17 protein-coding genes are annotated in these 19,879 nt (G+C 60.2%); 9 read left to right on the top strand and 8 right to left on the bottom strand.

All coding sequences use genetic code 11. From position 1 onward, the window contains the following. The first annotated feature begins 105 nt into the window (after positions 1-105). Positions 106-1,455, top strand: coding sequence for an amidohydrolase family protein (locus J2X71_RS11485; protein ID WP_310382216.1), 1,350 nt, complete (start codon positions 106-108; stop codon positions 1,453-1,455). Positions 1,456-1,495: 40 nt separating this feature from the next. Here J2X71_RS11485 and J2X71_RS11490 read toward each other — a convergent pair whose 3' ends face one another. Continuing rightward, positions 1,496-2,179, bottom strand: coding sequence for a GntR family transcriptional regulator (locus J2X71_RS11490; protein WP_310382217.1), 684 nt, complete (start codon positions 2,177-2,179; stop codon positions 1,496-1,498). Between the two features lie 231 nt (positions 2,180-2,410). Here J2X71_RS11490 and J2X71_RS11495 point away from each other — a divergent pair, with 231 nt between their 5' ends. The 3 genes from J2X71_RS11495 to J2X71_RS11505 all read left to right on the top strand — a co-directional run bounded on the left by J2X71_RS11495 (position 2,411) and on the right by J2X71_RS11505 (position 5,851). Continuing rightward, entirely contained in the window at positions 2,411-3,454 is a 1,044-nt protein-coding gene (locus tag J2X71_RS11495; RefSeq protein ID WP_310382218.1) for a nitrilase-related carbon-nitrogen hydrolase, read from the top strand. Positions 3,455-3,470: 16 nt separating this feature from the next. Beyond that, a complete protein-coding gene (locus tag J2X71_RS11500) occupies positions 3,471-4,799 on the top strand; it encodes a Rieske 2Fe-2S domain-containing protein (RefSeq protein WP_310382219.1) in 1,329 nt (442 codons plus the stop codon). Positions 4,800-4,891: 92 nt separating this feature from the next. Then, the gene (locus J2X71_RS11505; protein WP_310382220.1) at positions 4,892-5,851 is read left to right on the top strand and encodes a PDR/VanB family oxidoreductase; all 960 of its coding nucleotides are present in this window, start codon (positions 4,892-4,894) and stop codon (positions 5,849-5,851) included. A 156-nt stretch (positions 5,852-6,007) separates the two neighbouring features. Here the strand turns inward: J2X71_RS11505 and J2X71_RS11510 are convergent, their stop codons facing one another. The 5 genes from J2X71_RS11510 to J2X71_RS11530 form a co-directional block, all read right to left on the bottom strand. Further along, positions 6,008-6,826 carry an ABC transporter permease gene (locus J2X71_RS11510; RefSeq protein WP_310382221.1) on the bottom strand — a complete coding sequence of 273 codons (819 nt, stop codon included), beginning with the start codon at positions 6,824-6,826 and terminating at the stop codon, positions 6,008-6,010. Between the two features lie 2 nt (positions 6,827-6,828). Further along, on the bottom strand, positions 6,829-7,647 hold the full coding sequence (locus tag J2X71_RS11515; protein WP_310382222.1) for an ABC transporter ATP-binding protein: 819 nt from the start codon (positions 7,645-7,647) through the stop codon (positions 6,829-6,831). 73 nt (positions 7,648-7,720) lie between these two features. Further along, positions 7,721-8,506, bottom strand: coding sequence for an SDR family NAD(P)-dependent oxidoreductase (locus J2X71_RS11520; RefSeq protein WP_310382223.1), 786 nt, complete (start codon positions 8,504-8,506; stop codon positions 7,721-7,723). A gap of 68 nt (positions 8,507-8,574) precedes the next feature. Further along, entirely contained in the window at positions 8,575-9,567 is a 993-nt protein-coding gene (locus tag J2X71_RS11525) for an ABC transporter substrate-binding protein (protein ID WP_310382224.1), read from the bottom strand. Between the two features lie 302 nt (positions 9,568-9,869). Then, positions 9,870-10,901, bottom strand: coding sequence for a nitrilase-related carbon-nitrogen hydrolase (locus J2X71_RS11530; RefSeq protein WP_310382225.1), 1,032 nt, complete (start codon positions 10,899-10,901; stop codon positions 9,870-9,872). Between the two features lie 161 nt (positions 10,902-11,062). Between J2X71_RS11530 and J2X71_RS11535 the strand changes: the two genes are divergently transcribed. Next, positions 11,063-11,758 carry a GntR family transcriptional regulator gene (locus J2X71_RS11535; RefSeq protein WP_310382226.1) on the top strand — a complete coding sequence of 232 codons (696 nt, stop codon included), beginning with the start codon at positions 11,063-11,065 and terminating at the stop codon, positions 11,756-11,758. 7 nt (positions 11,759-11,765) lie between these two features. Here J2X71_RS11535 and J2X71_RS11540 read toward each other — a convergent pair whose 3' ends face one another. After that, positions 11,766-12,695 (bottom strand): dihydrodipicolinate synthase family protein, encoded by a 930-nt coding sequence (locus J2X71_RS11540; RefSeq protein ID WP_310382227.1) that lies wholly within the window; start codon positions 12,693-12,695, stop codon positions 11,766-11,768. A gap of 159 nt (positions 12,696-12,854) precedes the next feature. On the opposite strand from J2X71_RS11540, the gene J2X71_RS11545 reads away from it, so the two are divergent. From J2X71_RS11545 to J2X71_RS11560, 4 genes are all read left to right on the top strand, one after another. Continuing rightward, positions 12,855-13,532 carry an SDR family NAD(P)-dependent oxidoreductase gene (locus J2X71_RS11545; RefSeq protein ID WP_310382228.1) on the top strand — a complete coding sequence of 226 codons (678 nt, stop codon included), beginning with the start codon at positions 12,855-12,857 and terminating at the stop codon, positions 13,530-13,532. A 19-nt stretch (positions 13,533-13,551) separates the two neighbouring features. Continuing rightward, a complete protein-coding gene (locus J2X71_RS11550; protein ID WP_310382229.1) occupies positions 13,552-14,235 on the top strand; it encodes an SDR family NAD(P)-dependent oxidoreductase in 684 nt (227 codons plus the stop codon). Positions 14,236-14,444: 209 nt separating this feature from the next. Continuing rightward, a complete protein-coding gene (locus J2X71_RS11555; RefSeq protein ID WP_310382230.1) occupies positions 14,445-15,131 on the top strand; it encodes a dimethylsulfonioproprionate lyase family protein in 687 nt (228 codons plus the stop codon). Between the two features lie 172 nt (positions 15,132-15,303). Further along, positions 15,304-16,587 (top strand): cystathionine gamma-synthase family protein, encoded by a 1,284-nt coding sequence (locus J2X71_RS11560; RefSeq protein ID WP_310382231.1) that lies wholly within the window; start codon positions 15,304-15,306, stop codon positions 16,585-16,587. Positions 16,588-16,777: 190 nt separating this feature from the next. Here J2X71_RS11560 and J2X71_RS11565 read toward each other — a convergent pair whose 3' ends face one another. Beyond that, complete coding sequence (locus J2X71_RS11565; RefSeq protein WP_310382232.1) at positions 16,778-19,879, bottom strand: efflux RND transporter permease subunit; 3,102 nt, start codon at positions 19,877-19,879, stop codon at positions 16,778-16,780.

A 19,879-nucleotide genomic window follows, 5' to 3' on the forward strand; every position in this document is an offset into this window, starting at 1 on the left:
ATTTTGAAGGGGTCTTTTAAAGGTGTTTCCGAGTTGGTACACCAAAGGAATGCCAATTGCACGCCAAAAAATAAAACGCGGCGGAAGAGCAGAGGAGTCGGCGAAATGACGGAACTGGTTCTAAAAGGTCGGGTGGTAGCGGCGTCGGGTCTCATCGAGAACGGCTGGGTTGCCGTTGCCGACGGGATGATCGCGGCGGTCGGGACCGGCAAGGCGCCAGCGGCGCCTCAAACGCAGGATTTTGGCGCGGCCTGGCTTTTGCCGGGAGCGGTCGACGGTCAGACCCATGCAGGAAGCCAGATCGGCTTTCCCGGCATGGCGCCGACGACGAAGGCTGCCGTGATCGGCGGCGTCACCACGATCGTCGATATGCCATACGACCATCCAACCCCGGTCACGACAGCGTCAGTGCTCCAGGAAAAGGTCAGCGCCATCCACCAGCATGCCGTCTGCGACGTCGCCCTGTATGGCACGGTCCCGCCGATACCTGACCTTTCCGATATCAGAGGGCTTGTCGATCTCGGGGTCTGCGCCTTCAAGATTTCGTCCTTCGAGGCGCACCCGGATCGCTTTCCCCGCATCGACAATGCCGCGACGCTAACCTTGCTGCATGCGCTGGAGGGCACGAGCCTTCCGCTCGGCCTGCATAATGAGGATCAGGAAATCGTGGCGCATGCGACGAAAACCCTGAAGGAGGCGGGTAAGATCAGTGCCGAATTTCACAGCCAGAGCCGTCCGCCGGTGGCCGAGCTTGCTGCCACAGGCACCTTTCTCGAACTCGCTGCCTCGACGAGCGCCCACGCCCATATCGTTCACATCTCCGTACCTGAGGGGTTCGAGATGGTGCGCGCCTATCGCGACAGAGGTGTTCAAGCGACCGCCGAAATGTGCGTGCACTATCTCCTCTTCGACGCCGATATCGACATGCCGCGCCTGAAAGGGCTGCTCAAGGTCAACCCGCCGATCCGCCCATGGCAGATCGAGGCGCTCTGGTGCGTGTTGGAGGAGGGGCTCTGCAGCTTCGTCTCTTCCGATCACAGCGCCTGGCCGCTGGAGCGAAAGACCAATGATTCGATCTTCGACGTGGCAGCGGGCATGCCGGGACTGGAAGTGATGTTGCCGGCCTTCTTTACTGCGGCGGCAAAGCGCAAGGGCGATGTCGAAGCTGCGCTGCTGACCGCCAGCTATCTTGCCGATCGCCCGGCGCGGTTCTTCGGGCTTTCAAAAAAGGGGCGCATCGCTCCGGGTTTTGATGCCGACATCGCCGTGCTCGCGCCAGAGAATTATGTCTACGACGCCAACGCAAATCCGGACGGTCCTGGCTGGAGCGCCTATCAGGGCATGATATTCTCGGTCAGACCTTCGGCGACCTTCGTTCGCGGGCGCAAGGTCTTCGACGGCGCCGCCGTAACCGAAACGCCGGGCTACGGCCGCTATATACCGCGTCGAGGATGACACGATACCAGGCACCACATATTCTGGGGCGATTGTCAGGCTAGCGGGCGCTGCCTGCCAACCGGTCGATGATGGCAAGTTTGACGCTTTCGATGTGGTGGGCCATCGCCTTGCGGGCCATCTCCTGATCGCCACTCGAAATGGCATCGAGAAGTGCCGCATTTTCCTCTACGCCGAACTTGTACTTCGACGGATTACGATAGGCGTTGAAGACATGGGTGCGCCGGCGCAGGTCGCGGATCATGCCGGCCAGCAGCGCGTTGCCCGCCGCGTCGGCGATTTCGCCGTGCAGCATGTCGTCGATTTCCCAGATCTCGCTGAGTGACGGGGCCGGTTTGTTGCCGAGCTCCTGGAGTGCTGCGCGGATCTCCTCGATGCGTGCCTGGGGGATGCGGCCTGCGGCAAGTCGAGCAGCCTCCGATTCCAGGAGCTGGCGCACATGCAGCAGCTCGACGAAAGCTTCCGTCGAAAACGGGCTGACGGTGACGCCACGGCCCGGCTGCTTGTAGACAAGACCTTCCGCTTCAAGTCGGCCAAGAGCTTCCCGGATCGGCGTGCGCGAGGCGTTCAATCGATCGGCCATGCGCCGTTCGACGATGACATCGCCCGGCCGCAGCTCACCGCGGATCAGAATGTCGATCAGCTGCTCGTAGACCTGCCCGGTCAGGTTCGCGCGTTCTGACGAAAGCGCTTCGGCAAACTGGTCATGGTCAGATTCGGTCATGCTCACCCCCGATCAAAGTCTTCTATCCACTAACCCAGCTTGTGCTCGACTGGAAGACGATAGGAATAATCTTGGTATTCCAAACCCCTGTTTTCTGCGAAGGATCCCACCAACCTGCGCCTTTTCGCGAAAATCCGTTGTGAAACAGGGCTTGGCAAACGGTAAAAGCCGCGCTAAAAGCTTGGTATACCAATGGCGTGCAGTGTGTCTGCCAACAAATGGAGATCGATAGTGGCTGTCAAACCCTGGCGCGCAACCAGTATCCAAATGCGAAGTGAACGGGCAACACAGGCATCCGACGACGAGGCGGCGCGTGCCGTCATTAGGCGCAATCTCGACCGGTTGATCGGCCTGATCGAGACGGCTTGCGCGTCGAACGAGAAGCCGGATCTCGTCGTGTTTCCGGAATTTGCCCTGCAGGGGCCACCGCTTTCCATGACCGTGACCCCCTGGATCCAGAGAGCCTGCTCGACGATCCCCGGTCCTTTGACCGCCCCGCTGCAGGCGCTTGCCAGGCGCGAAGAAATTTATATCGCCGGCAACATGTTCGAAGCGCCGCCCGAGTGGCCCGGCCGTTACTTCAATTCGTCCTTTCTGATCGGACGCGACGGCGAGATCGTCGTCAATTACCGCCGCGTCAATACGGCGGCCTTTCCCTCGGTTCATGATTTCATGTCCGACTATCTACGTGCGACACCCCAGGACCAGGTGTTCCCGATTGCCGATACCGAACTGGGGCGGCTGGCGCTGATCCCATGCGGCGAAATCAATGTTCCTGAGGTGGCCCGCTGTTACATGATGCAGGGCGCTGAAGTGATCCTGCATCCGACCAACTCCAAGTTCACGACGGGCCAAGAGGCGGCCAAGGTCGCGCGCGCGACAGAGAACATGTGTTATCTGATCAGCGCCAATGTCGCAGGACCGATCGGCTTTTCGCCCGACAACTCCATCCTCGGCGGCCGCTCGCATATTCTTGATCATTTCGGCGACACCATCGCCTTTGAGGAAAGTGCTGCGGAAGGTGTCGGCGTTTCCGGCATAATCGACATCGACAGGCTCCGCCTCGATCGCCGCACCGATACCGGAACTCACAATCCGCTGCTGCGCGCCCGTTTCGAGATGTACCGGCCCTACTACCGGCAGGCGACCTTCTATCCGCCTGACCACTTTCGCGATGTGCCCATGATGAATGCTGCGGAGACGAAAGCGGCCGTCGACATCTCGCGGGCCAACCTGGAACGCGTGCGCGTTCTGGAACCTCTTTCCAGCCGATGACATCAAGGAGACAAGCATGATCACTGCCGAGGAAAACGAACAGCTCTGCCGCGTCGGCAAGGGCACGTTGATGGGCAATTTCTTCCGCCAGTTCTGGATACCGGTCTGCATGTCGTCGGAGCTGAAGGCGGACGGCGATCCGATACGCCTGATGATCCTCGGCGAAAAGCTCGTCGCCTTCCGCGACAGCGAGGGCAGGGTTGGCGTGTTCGACCATCGCTGCCCGCACCGCTGTGCATCGCTGTTTTTCGGGCGCAATGAAATGGGCGGCATTCGCTGCGCCTATCACGGCTGGAAATTCGACGTCACCGGCAAATGTCTCGACCAGCCGAACCTCGAGGACAAGTCGAAATATCCGGCCGGTACGCCGGCGATTGCCTATCGCGTCAAGGAATCCGGCGGTCTCGTCTTTGCCTATATGGGCGAGGAGCAGGCCAACCCGCCGGAACTGCCGGAGCTCGAAGCCATCATGGCCGAGGGCGACGACCGCAACATCGCGCTGACCCACCGTGACTGCAATTACATGCAGGCGCTCGAAGGCGATATCGACACATCGCATCTGGGCTTCCTGCATGTCGGCGGTATCGATGGAGAGAAGCTCGATCTCAGCGATCCGGAAGTCTTCACCGTCACCGAGAAGGCGCCGAAGATCAACGTCTCGGTCATGCCGTTCGGGACCATGTATTCGGCGCAGCGAAACGCCTATGAGGGAACCGAACACCACCGTTTCGCGAGCTATGTCTTCCCCTTCTGGGTCACCTATCCGGGTGGCGAGATCGAAGGCAATATTACCGCCAACGCCTGGGTTCCGATCGACGACACCTCGACCATGATCTTCAACATCGATCTTGGTCGCAAGGATGGCCGGAAGAAGAACCTGAAATACAAGGATGGGACGCCGGTCGGCGGCCTTGCCCGGCCGCTTGAATACCATCCCAACACCACCGACTGGAAAGGTCGCTGGCGCCCGGTCAAGGATCGCTCCAACGATTACGGGATCGACCGCGAGTGGCAGCGTAATGGCGACAGCTATACCGGCATCGTCGGTGTGCCGCTGCAGGACCAGGCCATCCAGGAGTCCATGGGATTTGTCGTCGATCGCGATATGGAGCATCTCGCCGCTTCAGACCGCATGGTCATCCTGACGCGCCGCGTCATGCTCGACGCAGCCAAGGAATATGCCGAAAGCGGCAAGCTTCCAGATATCGTCCGCCAGCCGGAACTGGCGCGTGATGCCCGCGGCGGCGACATCGTCGTGCCCCACGGTACCGATTGGCTCGAGGGCTATGAGGAAAAGATGGCTGCGATCAAGGGTTATCGACCGAAGCTGTCGGCCGCCGAATGATGGACGGCAGCTACCCCCATGTGAGCGGTGCGGCAAACGCGCCGGTCCCATCCATCCCGACGAGCGAGCCCGTTCAGGAGCAAAGGAGCGATATGGCTGAACCCGCGGTTCTTTCCCTGCGGATCCTGGCGATCCGTTATGAAGCGGAAACGATCCGCTCCTTCGAACTCGTCTCGCCCGATGGTGGGTTGCTGCCTTCCTTTGCGCCGGGCGCCCATATCGATCTTGCCTTGCCCGGCGATCTCTCCCGCAGCTACTCGCTGACGAGCGACGGCCATAGGCCGAAAAGCTATGTGATCGCCGTCAACCGGGACGCGTCGAGCCGTGGTGGCTCGGCCTATCTCTGCGAGACCGCCAGGGTCGGCGATATCGTCACGGTTCAGCCGCCACGCAATAATTTCGCTCTGGAAGAAGACGCGGATCAGACCGTCTTCTTCGCCGGTGGTATCGGCATTACACCTGTCGTCGCGATGATCCGTCGCATGGAAGCGCTTTCGAAGACCTGGAAGCTCATCTATGCCGGACGCAGCCGCCGAAGCGCTGCCTTCGTCAGAGAACTCGAGCACCTGGAGGCAATCGAGCCCGGCCGCGTCCTGTTCCATTTCGACGACGAGAAGGGTGCAGCCCTGCAGATTGCGGACCTCGTCGCATCCTCTCCTGACGATGCGCATCTTTACTGCTGCGGCCCGGCCCCGATGATCGACGCCTTCAAGAATGCGGCGGCAGCACGTCGGGACGAGACGGTTCATGTCGAGCATTTTTCGGCCACGGTCGAGCAGTCGACCACCTCCTTCACGGTGGTTCTGAAGCGTTCTGGTAAGGAATTTCTCGTCCCGGCGGGCAGGACGATCATGGACGTCCTGCAGGACGCCGGCATTCGCGTCGCCTATTCCTGTCGGGAGGGCGTCTGCGGTACCTGCGAAACTCGTGTTGTCGAGGGTGTGCCGGATCACAAGGACAATGTTCTCTCAGCGCGCGAACAGGCTTCCAACAAGCTCATCATGATCTGCTGCTCGGGCGCTAGGAGCGGCCGGCTTGTTCTCGATCTCTGATTCCATAATCCGATGAGCATTAACGACGAAGCCCGGCCAGAGAGCTGGGCTTCGTCGTTTGGGTGCTTCGTCGGTCACTGGCGATCCGCGATCAGTGCAGCCGAAAAGAAAACGCCGCCCGTTGGGCGGCGCGCTCATTACACCTAGCTTGCAGCCCTATCCCCTGTCCGCAACGGCCGTGCTCTCCTTCCAGGGGATGGCGATCCGCTCGATCCGTTCCAGCACGGCAAAGAACACGACGCCGATGAGCGAGATCACCACGACGGAGGCGAATTGGCGAGCAATGTCGAAATTCGCGCCGGCAATCAGGATCAGGTAGCCGAGACCCTTATCCGCACCGATGAATTCGGCGACGATGGCGCCGATGACTGACAGCGCCGTTGCAAGCTTCAGACCTGCAAAGATGCTGGGAAGTGCCTGCGGCAGGCGGAACTTCCAGAAGGTCTGCCAGCCGCTCGCACCCATGGAGCGTGACAGGTAGATCATCTCCCGCGAGGCAGACTTCAGTCCCATGACCGAATTGATGACGATCGGGAAGAAGGACAAGAGGACCACGATGACGATCTTCGGGGCCATTCCGTAGCCGAACCAGGTCAGCATCAAGGGCGCGATGGCAACCTTCGGAATCGTCTGGCTGGCGACGATCAGCGGATAGATCGCCTTTTCCATAAAGCGTGAATAGACGATCATGACCGCCAGTGGCACGCCGACGGCGACGGAACACAGGAAGCCGAGCAGCACTTCGCTCATTGTAACCAGCGCGTTCGGCGCCAGGCGATGTGCGTTTTTGACGATTTCCTCGAATATGTCCGAGGGTGGAGGAAGAATGAAAGCGGGAACCTGAGCAATACGGACGCAGAGCTCCCAGATGATAAGGAGGCCGGCAAGGGCCCAGAGTGCCGGAGGAACTGCGCCGAGGGCGCGTGAAACCAGGTTCTGGCGGTATTCGATGTGAGTGTCGGCAATCGGTGCCATGATCAATACTCCTCGCGAAAAACGCCAAGTCCCTTGAAGATCGCCGTCAGCTCCCGCGTATAGGCGGAAAATTTCGGATCCTCGCGCATGGCAAGTCGCCGCGGGCGCGGCAGGTCGATATCGATGATCCGCTCGATGCGGCCCGGACGCGGCGACATGACGACCACCCGGTCGCTGAGGAAAATCGCTTCCTGGATCGAGTGGGTGATGAAGAAGACCGTCATCTCGTTATCGGCGCAGAGACGCAGGAGATCGATCTGCAACTGGTCGCGGGTCATGGCGTCGAGCGCACCGAAAGGTTCGTCCATCAACAGAAGCGGCGGCCGGTGCAAGAGCGCCCGACAGATCGATACGCGCTGGCGCATGCCGCCGGACAGTTCCTTCGGATAGGCGTCCTCGAAGTCTTCGAGCGAAACCATCTTGAGCAGCTGACGCGCCCTGTCTTTCGCCTGGGCCATATCGGATTTGCGGACTTCCGCCTGTAGCAGAACATTCTGCAGGGCGGTGCGCCATTCAAGCAGCACGTCTTGCTGGAAGACGACGCCTGCTTCTGCGTTGGGTCCGTCGATATGCTTGTCGCCGACCATGATGCGGCCGAGCGATACCGATGTCAGGCCGGCAAGCAGCATCATCAGCGTGCTCTTGCCGCAGCCACTCGGTCCGAGCACCGAGACGAACTCGCCCTTACCAATCGACAGATTGATGTCTTGAAGCGCATGCACCGTACCCTTGCGGGTCTCGAAGGTTTTCGAGACGCCGGAAATGGCGATGTGCTTCGACGTCACCTTGGGAATGCTGTGTTGTGATGGAATGGCGTTCATCTCTGCATCTGGGTCTGACCCATCTCCTGTGAGGCCCCGGGGCCGAGAAATTCCGTACGGGCGAGCCGCCCATTCAGATCGAGCGAATGGCGCCGCCGTCGACACGCAGCATGCTGCCGGTGACGTAGCTTGCCGGTACCCCGGCGAGAAATGCTGCGACGGCGCCGAATTCTTCCACGGTGCCGTAGCGTTCGGCCGGAATGGTTGCGGCTGATTCTGCGCTGATATCCTCGACCGGTCGTCCGCTGCGTTCGGCCTGGGCCGCGTCGAGCGATCGGGTTCTTGAGGTTGCGATCCGCCCCGGTAGCAGCATGTTGACGGTCACGCCATCTTTCGCCACTTCACCGGCGAGGGTCTTCATGAAGCCAACGAGCGTCGAACGAAGCGCGTTGGAAATCGGCAGATGCGGGATGGGCTGGACGACGCCGCTGGAAGCAATGGTGATGATCCGGCCCCATTTCTGCGCCCGCATTGCCTGTACGAGATCGAGTGTCAGCGACAGGACGGGACGAACCATGGCGTCGAACTGCGCAGAAACGATATCGACATCGACTCCCGAGGGAATGCCAGGTGGCGGGCCGCCGGTATTGTTGACGAGGATATCAACCCTACCCTTGTTTCGTGCGGCTTCGCTGATTTTGCTGGCAGCATCGGGATCGGAAAGATCCGCTACTGCGAGATAGCACCTGGCCTGCTGATCCTCGGGCAGGCTCTGTCGCGCGGCTTCGAGACGATTGGGCGAGCGGCCGCTGAGCGTGACGCTCGCGCCTTCGGCAAGAAGCGCCTTGGCGACAGCAAGGCCCATCCCCTGGCTGGCGCCAAGTACCAACGCGTGTTTGTTGTTCAGTCCGAGATCCATGGGGAAGTCCGCGCCCCTGCGGGCATTTCGATGAGATGAAGGTGGCGCGCGCGCCACCCGGGAGCGCATCAATTGGCCGGCAGGTAGGATCCGTCATAAATCTTGGCGGGGGTCAGGCCGGGGGCCATGCCGCTGTATTTCTCAAGAAGCGAGATCGTCAGAGTAATGTCCTGCTCGGCGACCCAGCCATAGGGCTTGCCCTCGGAAGCGGCCGTATGCTCGTATTTCGGCATGTTCTTAATCTCGCCCTTGATCCCTTCTTCGTTGGAGTCAGGGCGGGCTTCCATCAACATCTTCAGCGCTTCGTCGGGATTGGCCGCAGCTTCGGCCTTGCCCTTCTGCAGAGCGGCCAGGAAACCGCGAACGGCATCTCCGTGTTTCGTCAGATAGTCTTTTCGAACGATGACGCTCGAACCCAAAATGTTCACACCGTAATCGGCAAACAGCATGGGCGGCTCGATGGCGGCCCGTTCGGCGACCTTGTCGCCATCCGGATTGGCCCAGCCGTTGATGAAGTCGACATCGCCCTTCAAAAGCGCGACCCGGTCGCCGCCGCCATTGATCATGATGACCTTGACCTTGTTCATATCGACGCCATTGGCCTCGGCGAAGGCTTTGATCATGCCGTCCTCGAAATTACCCGCATCGGTACCGAGCCGCTTGCCCTCGATATCCTTCGGGCTGTTGATGCCGGAGCCCTTGAGGCTGATGATCGATGTCGGGTCCTTTTGGAGCAGACCGGCCACGGCAACGATTGTATCGGCGCCGGCTGCCTGCTGCGCCTGCGCCAGCGCGCCGAGGCCGGCAATGCCGATTTCGAAATCACCGCTTCCGACGGCCTGAATGGTGCCGGTGCTGCCATTGCCGTCGACGATGTTCACGTCGAGGCCCTTTTCGGCGAAGTATCCCTTGGCGGCTGCAACGAAAATCGGCGCATCCACGCCGCCGGCGACCCAGGCCAGCCGGAGGTTAATCTTCTCATGATCCTGTGCGAGAGCGTTGCTCGCAACGGGCGCGCAGAGCATCGTCAATCCGACGAGCGGCATCACCAGATGCTTCATTTTTTTCCTCATCTCGATCCCCATTTCTTATGTTGGCATTCAGATGGTATGCCAAGGGAATATCGCGTGTCAATGTGTCGATGTTGCAATATTAAGCACCATCACTTTGTGATTATTTTATATGCAAAGCAACGTTTGAAGGGCCGCAAAGTGGCCGAGTTTGCGACCCGCAATTGTTCGTGTCGGGTTCTGAAGTAGGGGCAGCGAGGTTGGCGCCTCAGCGCTCTCCTCATGAGCCCTCCATGGACTTTATACCGGTGCAGCCAGAAGTCTGGCCGTCCCCGTCGTGATGGCGGCGACGCTCAGGCGTCGATATTGCGAATGATCCGTGCGGCCGTCAGGTTGGAAATCGCCTTTTCGTGGACGGGCGAGAGCTCGGAATAGGTTTCGAAAGCCTTCTTAGCGAGCGCATCGACCGGATAGAATGCAGCAGCCGAGAAATAATCGCGATACATTTCCCAGCGCGTTCGCAGGAGGGCATTGCCCATATTCGTATCCCGGCGGGCTGATTGCAGCGCGCCGATATCGATCACGGCACTTGCCGCGAGGCTTTCGGCGTCGGATCCCTCAAAGGCCAAATAGTTTCCGTTGAAGTCGATGATTTGCGAATGCCCGCCGCGCTCCTGGTCCGAAAAGCCGATCTGCCCCGAAACATTGGTGCTGATGAGATAACACATATTTTCCGCGGCACGGCAGATCTTGGCGGCGTCGGCCCGCGCATTGGCTGGTTCATTGGAAGGATGCAGCAGGACTTCCGCACCCCGCATCATGAAGACGCGTGAGAGTTCCGGCACGCTGACCTCGCCGCAGGGGAAGATGGCAAGCCGGCCAAGTTCGGTATCGGCGACAGGAAAGATCCCGTCTTCGCCATAGGCCTCGCGATACTGGCTGAGAATATCATGCGGCGAGGTCCAGCTTGCCGTGTTGATGCGCCGGTAGCGCAGGATGATCTCGCCTTTGGCATCGAGCAGGAAGGAGGAATTGAAATAGCGGTCGGGCCAGCGCGGATCGACCTCGAAGTGATTGCCGGCAATGTAAATGTCGTGCTGGCGTGCGATGGCCGCAAGGCGCTCGGTGACCGGTCCCGGAATGGTGGTGCAGGCGCGATCGATCCATTCGCTGACGGGCGTTGCGCGCGGCGGGCCTTGAAAGACGAATTCCGGCAGAACAACGAGCCTGGGCGGCAGTTCGCTTTTGCATGCTGTTTCGATCAGCCGGACCGCCTCATCAAGGTTCTCCTCAATGATCTGCCATGCTTCTTCCCGCGTTTTCGCATTGCTGGCGATCTTGCTGTCCATTTGGATGCATGTTGCCCTCCACGGTTGAATCGACATTAATATCTCCTTTAGTGATTTGGGTGTTCCAATGGAATACCAATGGCACGCAGTCGTCAATATGGTTCGTTGGCTTCCACGCGCGGAGACTGTGCAAGCAAAATCGATTGCTTCACAGGCAAGGTTGGTATATCGCCGGTCCACCAACTAACGGGGTTCGAATGACATTTTCCGATACGGCGGCGGCGGGGCGTGTCTTCCCGCTTTCAGCAGAAGGCGAGCCCAGCCTCAGCGAATTTGCCTATGCGCAGATCCTGGATCTGATCCTGTCCGGGCGCCTCCAGGCCGGTGCCGTCCTGCAGGAACGCAAGCTCGCCGAGATGCTGTCGATTTCGCGTACGCCCGTGCGCGAGGCGCTCGGCCGGCTGGAAACGGAATCGCTTGCCATGCGCCGGCAGGGCCGGATGCTCGTCGTTGCGGATGTGAGCATCGAAACCTACATGAACCTGCTTGATATGCGCCGGATTCTCGAAGTTGAGGCAGCCGCGCGCGCCACTGGGCAACTGGCGGCTGATGAAGCGGAGAAGGTGCGCGTCGCGATCCGCGGGCTGCTGCAGCTTCCTAAGATCACGCCGGCCGACCACTGGTCCGTCGATGATCTCGTGCACGGAACGATCGCCGAAGCTGCCGGAAATCCGATGGTTGCCGCGGCGATCCGAGACCTGCGCCGCCGCACCCATATCTTCAATACGGCGCGCATGCCCCATCGCCTGCAGCCGGGCGGCAGCGAGCATATGGCCTTGATCGATGCGGTTGCCGGCGATGATCCCCAACTGTCGCGCCGGCTGATGGGCGATCATCTCGACAATGTGCGCGATGCCATCATCGACTTCATCCTCGGGCGGCGGAGAGGCTGACACCAGACTATCGACCAAGCGCGGCCAGACGTTGCTCCTGCCGCAGGATCAACCGCTCGATCTCCTCGATCGCAGTCCTGGGAAGCGGTGTGCCGGGGCGGCGCTGCGCTGAACTGCGGATTGCGCCGCGTCGCGCAAGGACGTGTTTGCGCGCGCCGAGCCCGATGCCCGGCTGCTGCTCGTAGCGAACGAGCGGCAGGTAAGCATCGAATATGTCCTGTGCCCGGTCAATGTCTCCCGCAGCAGCAAGTGCACAGACCTCGACCATCATTTCAGGGTATCCGAAGCCGGTCATCGCACCATCCGCACCCCGCGCAATTTCCTCAGGCAGGAAGATGCCGCCATTACCGCAGAGAATCGAGACGCGGCGGCGGCCATTGACTTCGGCTTCGCGGAGCGCAGTGATCTTTGCAAGCCCCGGCCAGTCTTCATGTTTGATCATGACGATGCTCGGGCAGGTTTCGATAATGAGGCCAAGGCTATCGTTGCTGATTGACACGCCAGTGGATAGTGGAAAGTCCTGCAGCACGACGGGAACGTCGCTGCCGAGCGCGTCCACGATCTGCTGATAATAGCTTATGATCTGCTCGTTGGTTTTCAGATTGCCGGGCGGCGCCACCATGACGCCCGCCGCTCCGAGATCCATCACAGCCTTGGTCAATTCGCTGATTGCCGCAAGCCCCGGCGCCGATACGCCGACGACGACGGGCTTGCCTGCGGCGCGTGCGAGTGTTTGTCTCGTCACGGCCAGGGCTTCCGTATAGGTCAGCTTCGGCGCCTCACCCATCATGCCGAGAATGGTCAACCCGTCGGCGCCTGCCTCGAGATAGAAGTCGGTGACGCTGTCGACGCTCGCACTGTCGATCGCTCCGTCTTCGGCAAATGGGGTTACAGCGATGACGTAAACGCCCTTGCTGCTGGTACTGATCAGGGACATTGGATGATCCGTTTTTAGCGAGTGGCAGGCCTCTGACGTCTTCTGTGAACGCGTGTCGCTGATGCTGCACGCCGTCTCAACGAAAAAATTGTCGGAGGGAGTTGCGCGATTCTTGTTTTGGTATACCGTTGATATTCCAATCGCATGAAGTGAAATCGAATGTCAACGATCCTTATCTCAGGCGCAAATCGGGGCATCGGCCTCGAGCTTGCCCGGCAGTTTGCGGCAGACGGCTGGACGGTCCTCGGAACCGCCAGAGATCCGTGCACCGCGTCCGAACTTGCCAGCATATCGGGCGCAGAAGTGTTTACCCTGGATGTCACGCAGAAGAGCTCGATCGAGGCTCTTTATGTCGATCTCGATGGCGTTCCGATCGATGCGTTGATCGCCAATGCCGGTATTGCGGTCAATCTCGAAGCCAAACCGGCAGAGGTGACGCAGGAGGACTTTTTGAAGGTGGTCGAGACGAACACCTTCGCACCGCTTGCGCTTGCTGCGGCGCTGAAACCGAATCTGCTTGCGGGAAAGCTCAGGATCGCCACTGCCATGTCGAGCCTGATGAGCTCGATCGGCGCCAATGACTGGGGAACGCAATATACCTACCGCGCTTCCAAAACCGGCCTGAACGCAGTTTGGTCGGCATTGGCGAGGGAATGGAAGGACGACGGGATTATCTGCACCTTGTTGCGGCCGGGTCTTGTCGCGACCCGGATGACGAACTTCAACGGCATCGCCGTGGAAACGAGTGTGGCCGGCATGAAGAAGGTCGTCTCGGGGCTGACGATTGCCGATTCCGGCCGCATCATCGGCTATGACGGTACCGATGTGCCCTGGTGAGAAGGAGGATAGCGACGCGATGCCAACTGTATTGATTACCGGAGCGAATGAAGGGCTCGGTCTGCAGCTTGCGATCCAATACGCGACGATCGGCTGGGAGGTGATGGCCGCCTGCAGCGATCCCCTCGACACGCGCCTGTCTGACAAATTCGGAGAGCTCATCATCGATTTGTGCTACAACGCTCTGGAGGAAGGCTCGGCGCGAAACCTGGTCGACTGCCTTGACGGTCGCGCCATCGACGTCGTCATTCTGAATGAAGGCATATCCGACGAAGACGGCCTGCTGCCCGAAGCGATCACCTTGGCGCACTGGCGGCCGATCATGGTCGCAAACACGTTCGCGCCGCTTCATCTCGCGAGCTTGCTGGAACCAAACCTTAGGAAAGGCGAGCTCAAGATCCTTACGGCGGTGTCGAGCCATGCTGCCTCGATCAGCAGGTTCCAGGAGCCGCGCCGCTTCGCCTATCGCGCATCCCAATCCGCTCTGAACCAGATGTGGCGCAACCTGTCGGTCGAATGGAGATCCTGGGGCTGCATCTGCCTGCTCCTCGAACCTGGAAAGTTTCGCGTTTCGAACGCCGACGATCAGGGCCTCCCCGATACTGATAGCGTTGCAGCCGGTTTTCGGTCCTTCATAACGGCAGCAAACCGAGAACACAGCGGCAGACATTGGGCCTATGACGGAACGCCGATACCGTGGTGAGGCCTGCTGCCCGATCCCGTTCCCGTTCCAGCGCGATTCTGCCAATTCTAGACATCGTCGAGCCCTCATGCAGACTTGGCGCGAAGTTTTGAGAGGAAGTCTTCAAGACGAAACTATCGGATGAGATTAACAGGCGCTCTGCAGATTGATCAGAGTCCTTGCCGGATCTAGGCGGGGCACTGTAGGGAAGGTTCTGCACGGAGAACGTCATGGGCAGGACAATCAAACGAGACGCAGATCTACTCATCACCGATGAGAAAGAGCCGGTGAAACACAGGCTGCGCGAACGAGGCGCCGCGGAACGCCCGGTGGAGCTCGACAATTTCCTGAACTTGCTGGCCCGCGCGATGCTGCATCCATCGGCTTCGACGATGGCGAGCTTTGTCGCAGGTAAAGTCTTTCAAAAGCTTGAACGTACGGGAACGCTGCGCGACAAGCGGCTCCACGATACCGGAATCCCTTCCGGCCTTGAGGCTGCTCTTCAAAATGCAATCGCCGCTCGAGACATTTACGCCGAGGTAGCGCAGAGCGTTTGGCGCCTGGCTGAATCACTCGTGTGGATCAGAGGCAGAAGTGGACCATTTGCCAGTCTGAACTTTGAGAGGGCCCATGCACACAGCGTGATTGTCGGTCCCGGCGGCCTGGAAGACCGGGCGGATATCCGGGTCGGCCTCACCTATATGGAACCCTATAGCCGCTTTCCGGATCACGTACAGCGGTTTTCACGGGCCTTCCTGCTGCTTTCTCCATGCGAACTTTCAATAGCCGGAGAGAGCTGGTTTTCGACCGGAATAGGCGGCGTCTTTGCTGCGGAAGCGGGACAGTCATTTGCCATGCGTTGCACCACCACCCCGCTTCTTGCGGTCTGGTGTCACGTTGAAGAGCTCGGAAGGTGATAGCGAATGCAGGCGCCTGCGAACCTGCACACCTCGCGCGCCAGGCCGTTCAATTCAGCAAATTTACCTGGCCATCTGCCAACGGGTGTTTCTCTGTCGCCGCAGCGCTCCAGATAATAACAAGGCGCGGGCACATTGATGCCTGCAAGCCGCTAATTGAGGGAGACGTTCCATGACTGCACCGCATCCTCCAAGAACCCATATCGGCAATCATCCCCTGCATCCGGAAACCCAGATGCTGAACTATGGCTATGATCCGGAACTCTCCGAAGGCGCGGTCAAGCCGCCCGTCTTCCTGACGTCCACGTTCGTTTTCAACTCCGCCGAAGACGGTCGCGATTTCTTCGATTACGTCTCTGGTCGGAAAGAACCGCCGGAAGGCAAGGGGGCGGGCCTCGTCTATTCGCGCTTCAATCATCCAAACAGCGAGATCATCGAAGATCGTCTGGCGGTCTACGAGCGAGCCGAGAGCGGCGCGGTATTTTCATCGGGCATGTCCGCCATCGCCACGGTCCTGCTTGCCTTCGTCCGTCCGGGAGATGCCATCCTCCACTCACAGCCGCTTTATGGCGGGACGGAAACATTGCTTGCGAAGACCTTCCTCAATTTTGGCGTTTCCGCCGTCGGTTTTGCCGATGGCGTCAGCGAAATCTCGGTAAGGGCCGCGGCCGAGGAAGCAATGGCCAGGGGCCGCGTCTCGGTCATCCTCATCGAGACGCCCGCAAACCCGACCAATAGCCTTGTCGACGTCGCGATGATCCGGCGGGTTGCCGATGCGATCGGTCAGAAGCAAGGCCATAAGCCTGTGGTCGCCTGCGATAACACGCTGCTCGGCCCGGTCTTTCAGCGCCCGATCGAGCACGGCGCAGACATTTCCCTCTATTCCCTGACCAAATATGTCGGCGGTCATTCGGATCTGATCGCTGGGGCCGCGCTCGGCAGCCGGGCGCTCATCAAGCAGGTGAAGGCGCTTCGCGGCGCCATCGGCACTCAGCTCGATCCACATTCATGCTGGATGCTCGGGCGTTCGCTCGAAACGCTACAGATCCGCATGGAGCGGGCCAACAGCAATGCCAAGGCGGTGGCGGATTTCCTGAAGCAGCATCCCAAGGTCGAGACAATCCATTACCTTCCATACAGCGATCCCGATTCCGCCGTCGGCAGGACATTCGCGGCCCAATGCAGCGGCGCTGGTTCGACGTTCTCCTTCGATATCCACGGCGGCCAGCCAGCCTCGTTCCGGTTTCTGAACGCGTTGAAAATCTTCAAGCTTGCCGTCAGCCTCGGCGGAACGGAATCCCTGGCATCGCATCCGGCAACCATGACGCATTCCGGCGTGCCAGCCGAGGTGCGCCAGCGTATTGGCGTCCTTGATGCAACGATCAGGCTGTCGATCGGCATCGAACATCCAGACGACCTTATTGCCGATCTCACCCTGGCACTCGACGCAGCGTAAGTCGTTAGCGTAAGCCTCGTCGTCGCCCCCGCAACCATGCGATGGCGGCGTCAGTGCCGAGCCCGATATTGGTTGGCTGAAGCGCCGGGAATTTGAGGTGCAGATGGTGCCGCCATCTGCATACGGTCATCGACTATGCCATCGATCTCGGGTCGCCGAGGAATCCCGGCTGTCGAATTGTCCGACAGCACTAGCCGCGCAAACTGTCTGGGCTTTCGAGGAAGGCGTCGCCTGTGCCATCGACGGCAGCTTCGCCACCCGGCATCTTCTGCGCCAGGCGTTTGACCGCATCACCGAGGTCGGCGATCAGGACATGGCATGCAGGAACGACGACGAGGGAGAGGACCGTTGAAACCATCAGTCCGCCAATGACTGCCACAGCCATGGGTGCTCTGAACTCGCCACCGATCTCGTGGCCGAATGCCGCCGGCACCATGCCAGCTACCATCGCTAGCGTCGTCATGATGATCGGGCGCAGCCGCTCGGCACAGGCTTCGATGGTCGCCTCGATGCGCGACAGGCCCGACCGCTCGAGCTCGATTGCAAAATCGACAAGCATGATCGAATTCTTCACGACGATGCCCATCAGCATGAGGATCCCGATGACGACCGGCAGCGACACGGGATGGCCGGTGAGGATGAGGGAGGCAACGACACCTGAAAGCGCAAGCGGAAGAGGGGTGACGATCGTCAGCGGTGTAAGAGGGCTGCCGAAAAGCAAGATGAGCACGACCACCACAAGGCTCAGCCCGGCGATCATGGCGAAGACAAAACTCGTAAAAACGCTGTCCTTGGAATCGGAATCGCCGGTTGCCCGCATTTCGACCTCCGCTGGCAGCGCCCTGACGGACGGCAAGTTCTTGAGCGCTGCGATGCCTTCGCCTTGCGGGATCCCTGCCGCAATGTCCGCGCCGATTTCGACCCGACGCTGACGCTCCATGCGATGGATGACGGACACGCTTTCGCTTTCCTCCAGGCGTGCGACTGCCTCGAGCGGCACAAGCACCCGCGACGACGTCATGACCCGCAACTGGCGCAGCTTCTCGGAACGGTCTATTCCGGCATCCTCGACGAGCGTGCGGATCGGGATTAGTCTGCCGCTGTCCTTGAATGATGGCAGCCTGGAATCGGCATCTCCCAACGTCGCGACCCTGATTGCTGTCGCGACCTCTTTCGCACTGACGCCAAGATCGGCAGCCCGCTCCGGCGACACGAGCACCCCCAGTTCCGGCTGGCGCGTTGCCTCCGACGAAGCCGGATTGACAAACATCGTGTTGGAGCGCATTTCGGTCAGGATGGCCCGGGCGGCCTTCGACGCCTGTTCACCATTGGCACTCAGGATTGCGAACGACACATCCCGACCGCCGCGGTCGTTGATGAATTCGAAGCGAAGGTCGGGAACGGCCTTCAATAGAACCTCGGCCTTTTCCTGGATTTGCTCAAGCGGAAGCTTGCGTTGGCTACGGTCTGCAATGGACATCACGATGGTCGACTTGCGGATGTCGCGCACGCCGTCGGACCCTGATCCGGCGCGCACGAACACGGTCTTGATATCCTCGATCCCCTTGAGACGACGGGCAACCAGATCGCTCACCTCCTCATTGTCGGCAAGCGTCGAGCCTGGCGGCAACTCGATCGACACCGTGATCCGGCCTGTATCCTGCGCCGGCAGAAAGGCGCTCGGCAGGGAATCGGCAAGCAGGATCGTCAGGGCAAAGAGGCCGGCTGCCAGTCCGCCTGTGATCCACCGCCATCTGATGGCGACGCCAACGAGCGCGCGATAGCGCGCAACCAGTCGCCCTTCCACGTGCGCTTTGCTTGGCGAGGTCAGAAAATAAGCAGCGATCAGCGGGGTTACCAGCCGTGCGACGAGGAGCGAGAAGAAGACGGCAATCGCGACCGTCAGGCCAAACTGGCGGAAATATTGGCCTATTTCGCCAGCCATCATCCCGACAGGGGCGAAGACGGCAATGATGGCGGCCGAGATCGCAATGACAGCGAGGCCGATCTCGTCGGACGCGTCGATCGCAGCCTTGTAGGCGCTTTTGCCGAGCCTCTTGTGACGGACGATGTTTTCGATCTCGACGATGGAATCGTCGACGAGAATCCCCGTCACCAGCGTGATCGCAAGCAGGCTCAACATGTTGAGCGAAAAGCCGGCCAGTTCCATCACCCAGAAGGTCGGGATCGCCGAAAGCGGCAGGCTGACGGCGGCAATGAGCGTGGCGCGCCAGTCGCGCAGGAACAGGAAGACGACGACCACAGCAAGGATGGCCCCTTCGATCAGCGTGCTGCGGGCAGACAGAAAGTTTGCCAGTGTCAGCGTGACGCTGTCGTCGACGATTTTGAACTGCGTTCCGGGCCTCGAGCCCGCTATTTCCTCAAGAGCCGTGGCAACCTTTTCGGCAACGGTGACATCTCCTGCGCCCGCCGCCTTGTAGACCGTAAATCCGATCGCCGGCTCGCCATCGAGACGCGCGAAATCCTGCCGCTTCTCCGTCTTGTCGGCAACCACGGCGACATCGGAGACCGAAACACTTTTTCCCTGCGGCAGGGTAAGACGAATGGCCCTGAGCTCGTCGAGGGAGGAAACGGCTGCCTTGGTCGCCACCGTCATGTCCTGCGCGTCGACATTGCCCCGCCCGGATGGCAGATTGAACTGGCTTGCGGCGATTTGGTCGCTGACGGAGGCCGCCGTCAGGCCGAGAGGTGCAAGCCTTTCCGCCTTCAGGAGAACATGGATTTCCCGGTTGACGGTGCCGACGAGTTCGACGCGGCCTATACCGGCCAGCCCCTGGAGCTTCCTCACGACGACGTCGTTGATGAAAAAGGACAGATCTTCGGCCGACATCGAGCCGTTGTGGGCCGAATAGGTGACGACCGGCTGGTTTTCGGAATCGATCCTGTCGATGACAGGTTCATCGATGGCCGCTGGCAGTCGATCGCGGATCTTCGTGACCGCGTCCCTGACGTCGGAGACGGCCCGGTCGACCGGCACGCCGATTTCAAACTCGACCGTGGTCTCCGATCGACCTTCCGAAATTGTGGACTCGATGTGCTTGATATCGGGAAGGGCCGCGACGCTGTCCTCGACGAGCCTGGTGATCTGGATTTCGATCTGGTCGGGTGCTGCAGCGGATTCTTCGACGGTCACGCCGACTGCCGGGACGTTGATGGCCGGAAAATAGGTGACCGGCAACGTTGCATAGCTCTTCAGTCCGAGGCCGGTGAGGATGACGAACAGGAGGATGACGGGCAGCGGCGTGCGGATCGCCCATGCGGAGATGTTCAT

It is taken from the genome of Rhizobium sp. 1399 (assembly GCF_031455475.1).
GTDB lineage: Bacteria > Pseudomonadota > Alphaproteobacteria > Rhizobiales > Rhizobiaceae > Rhizobium.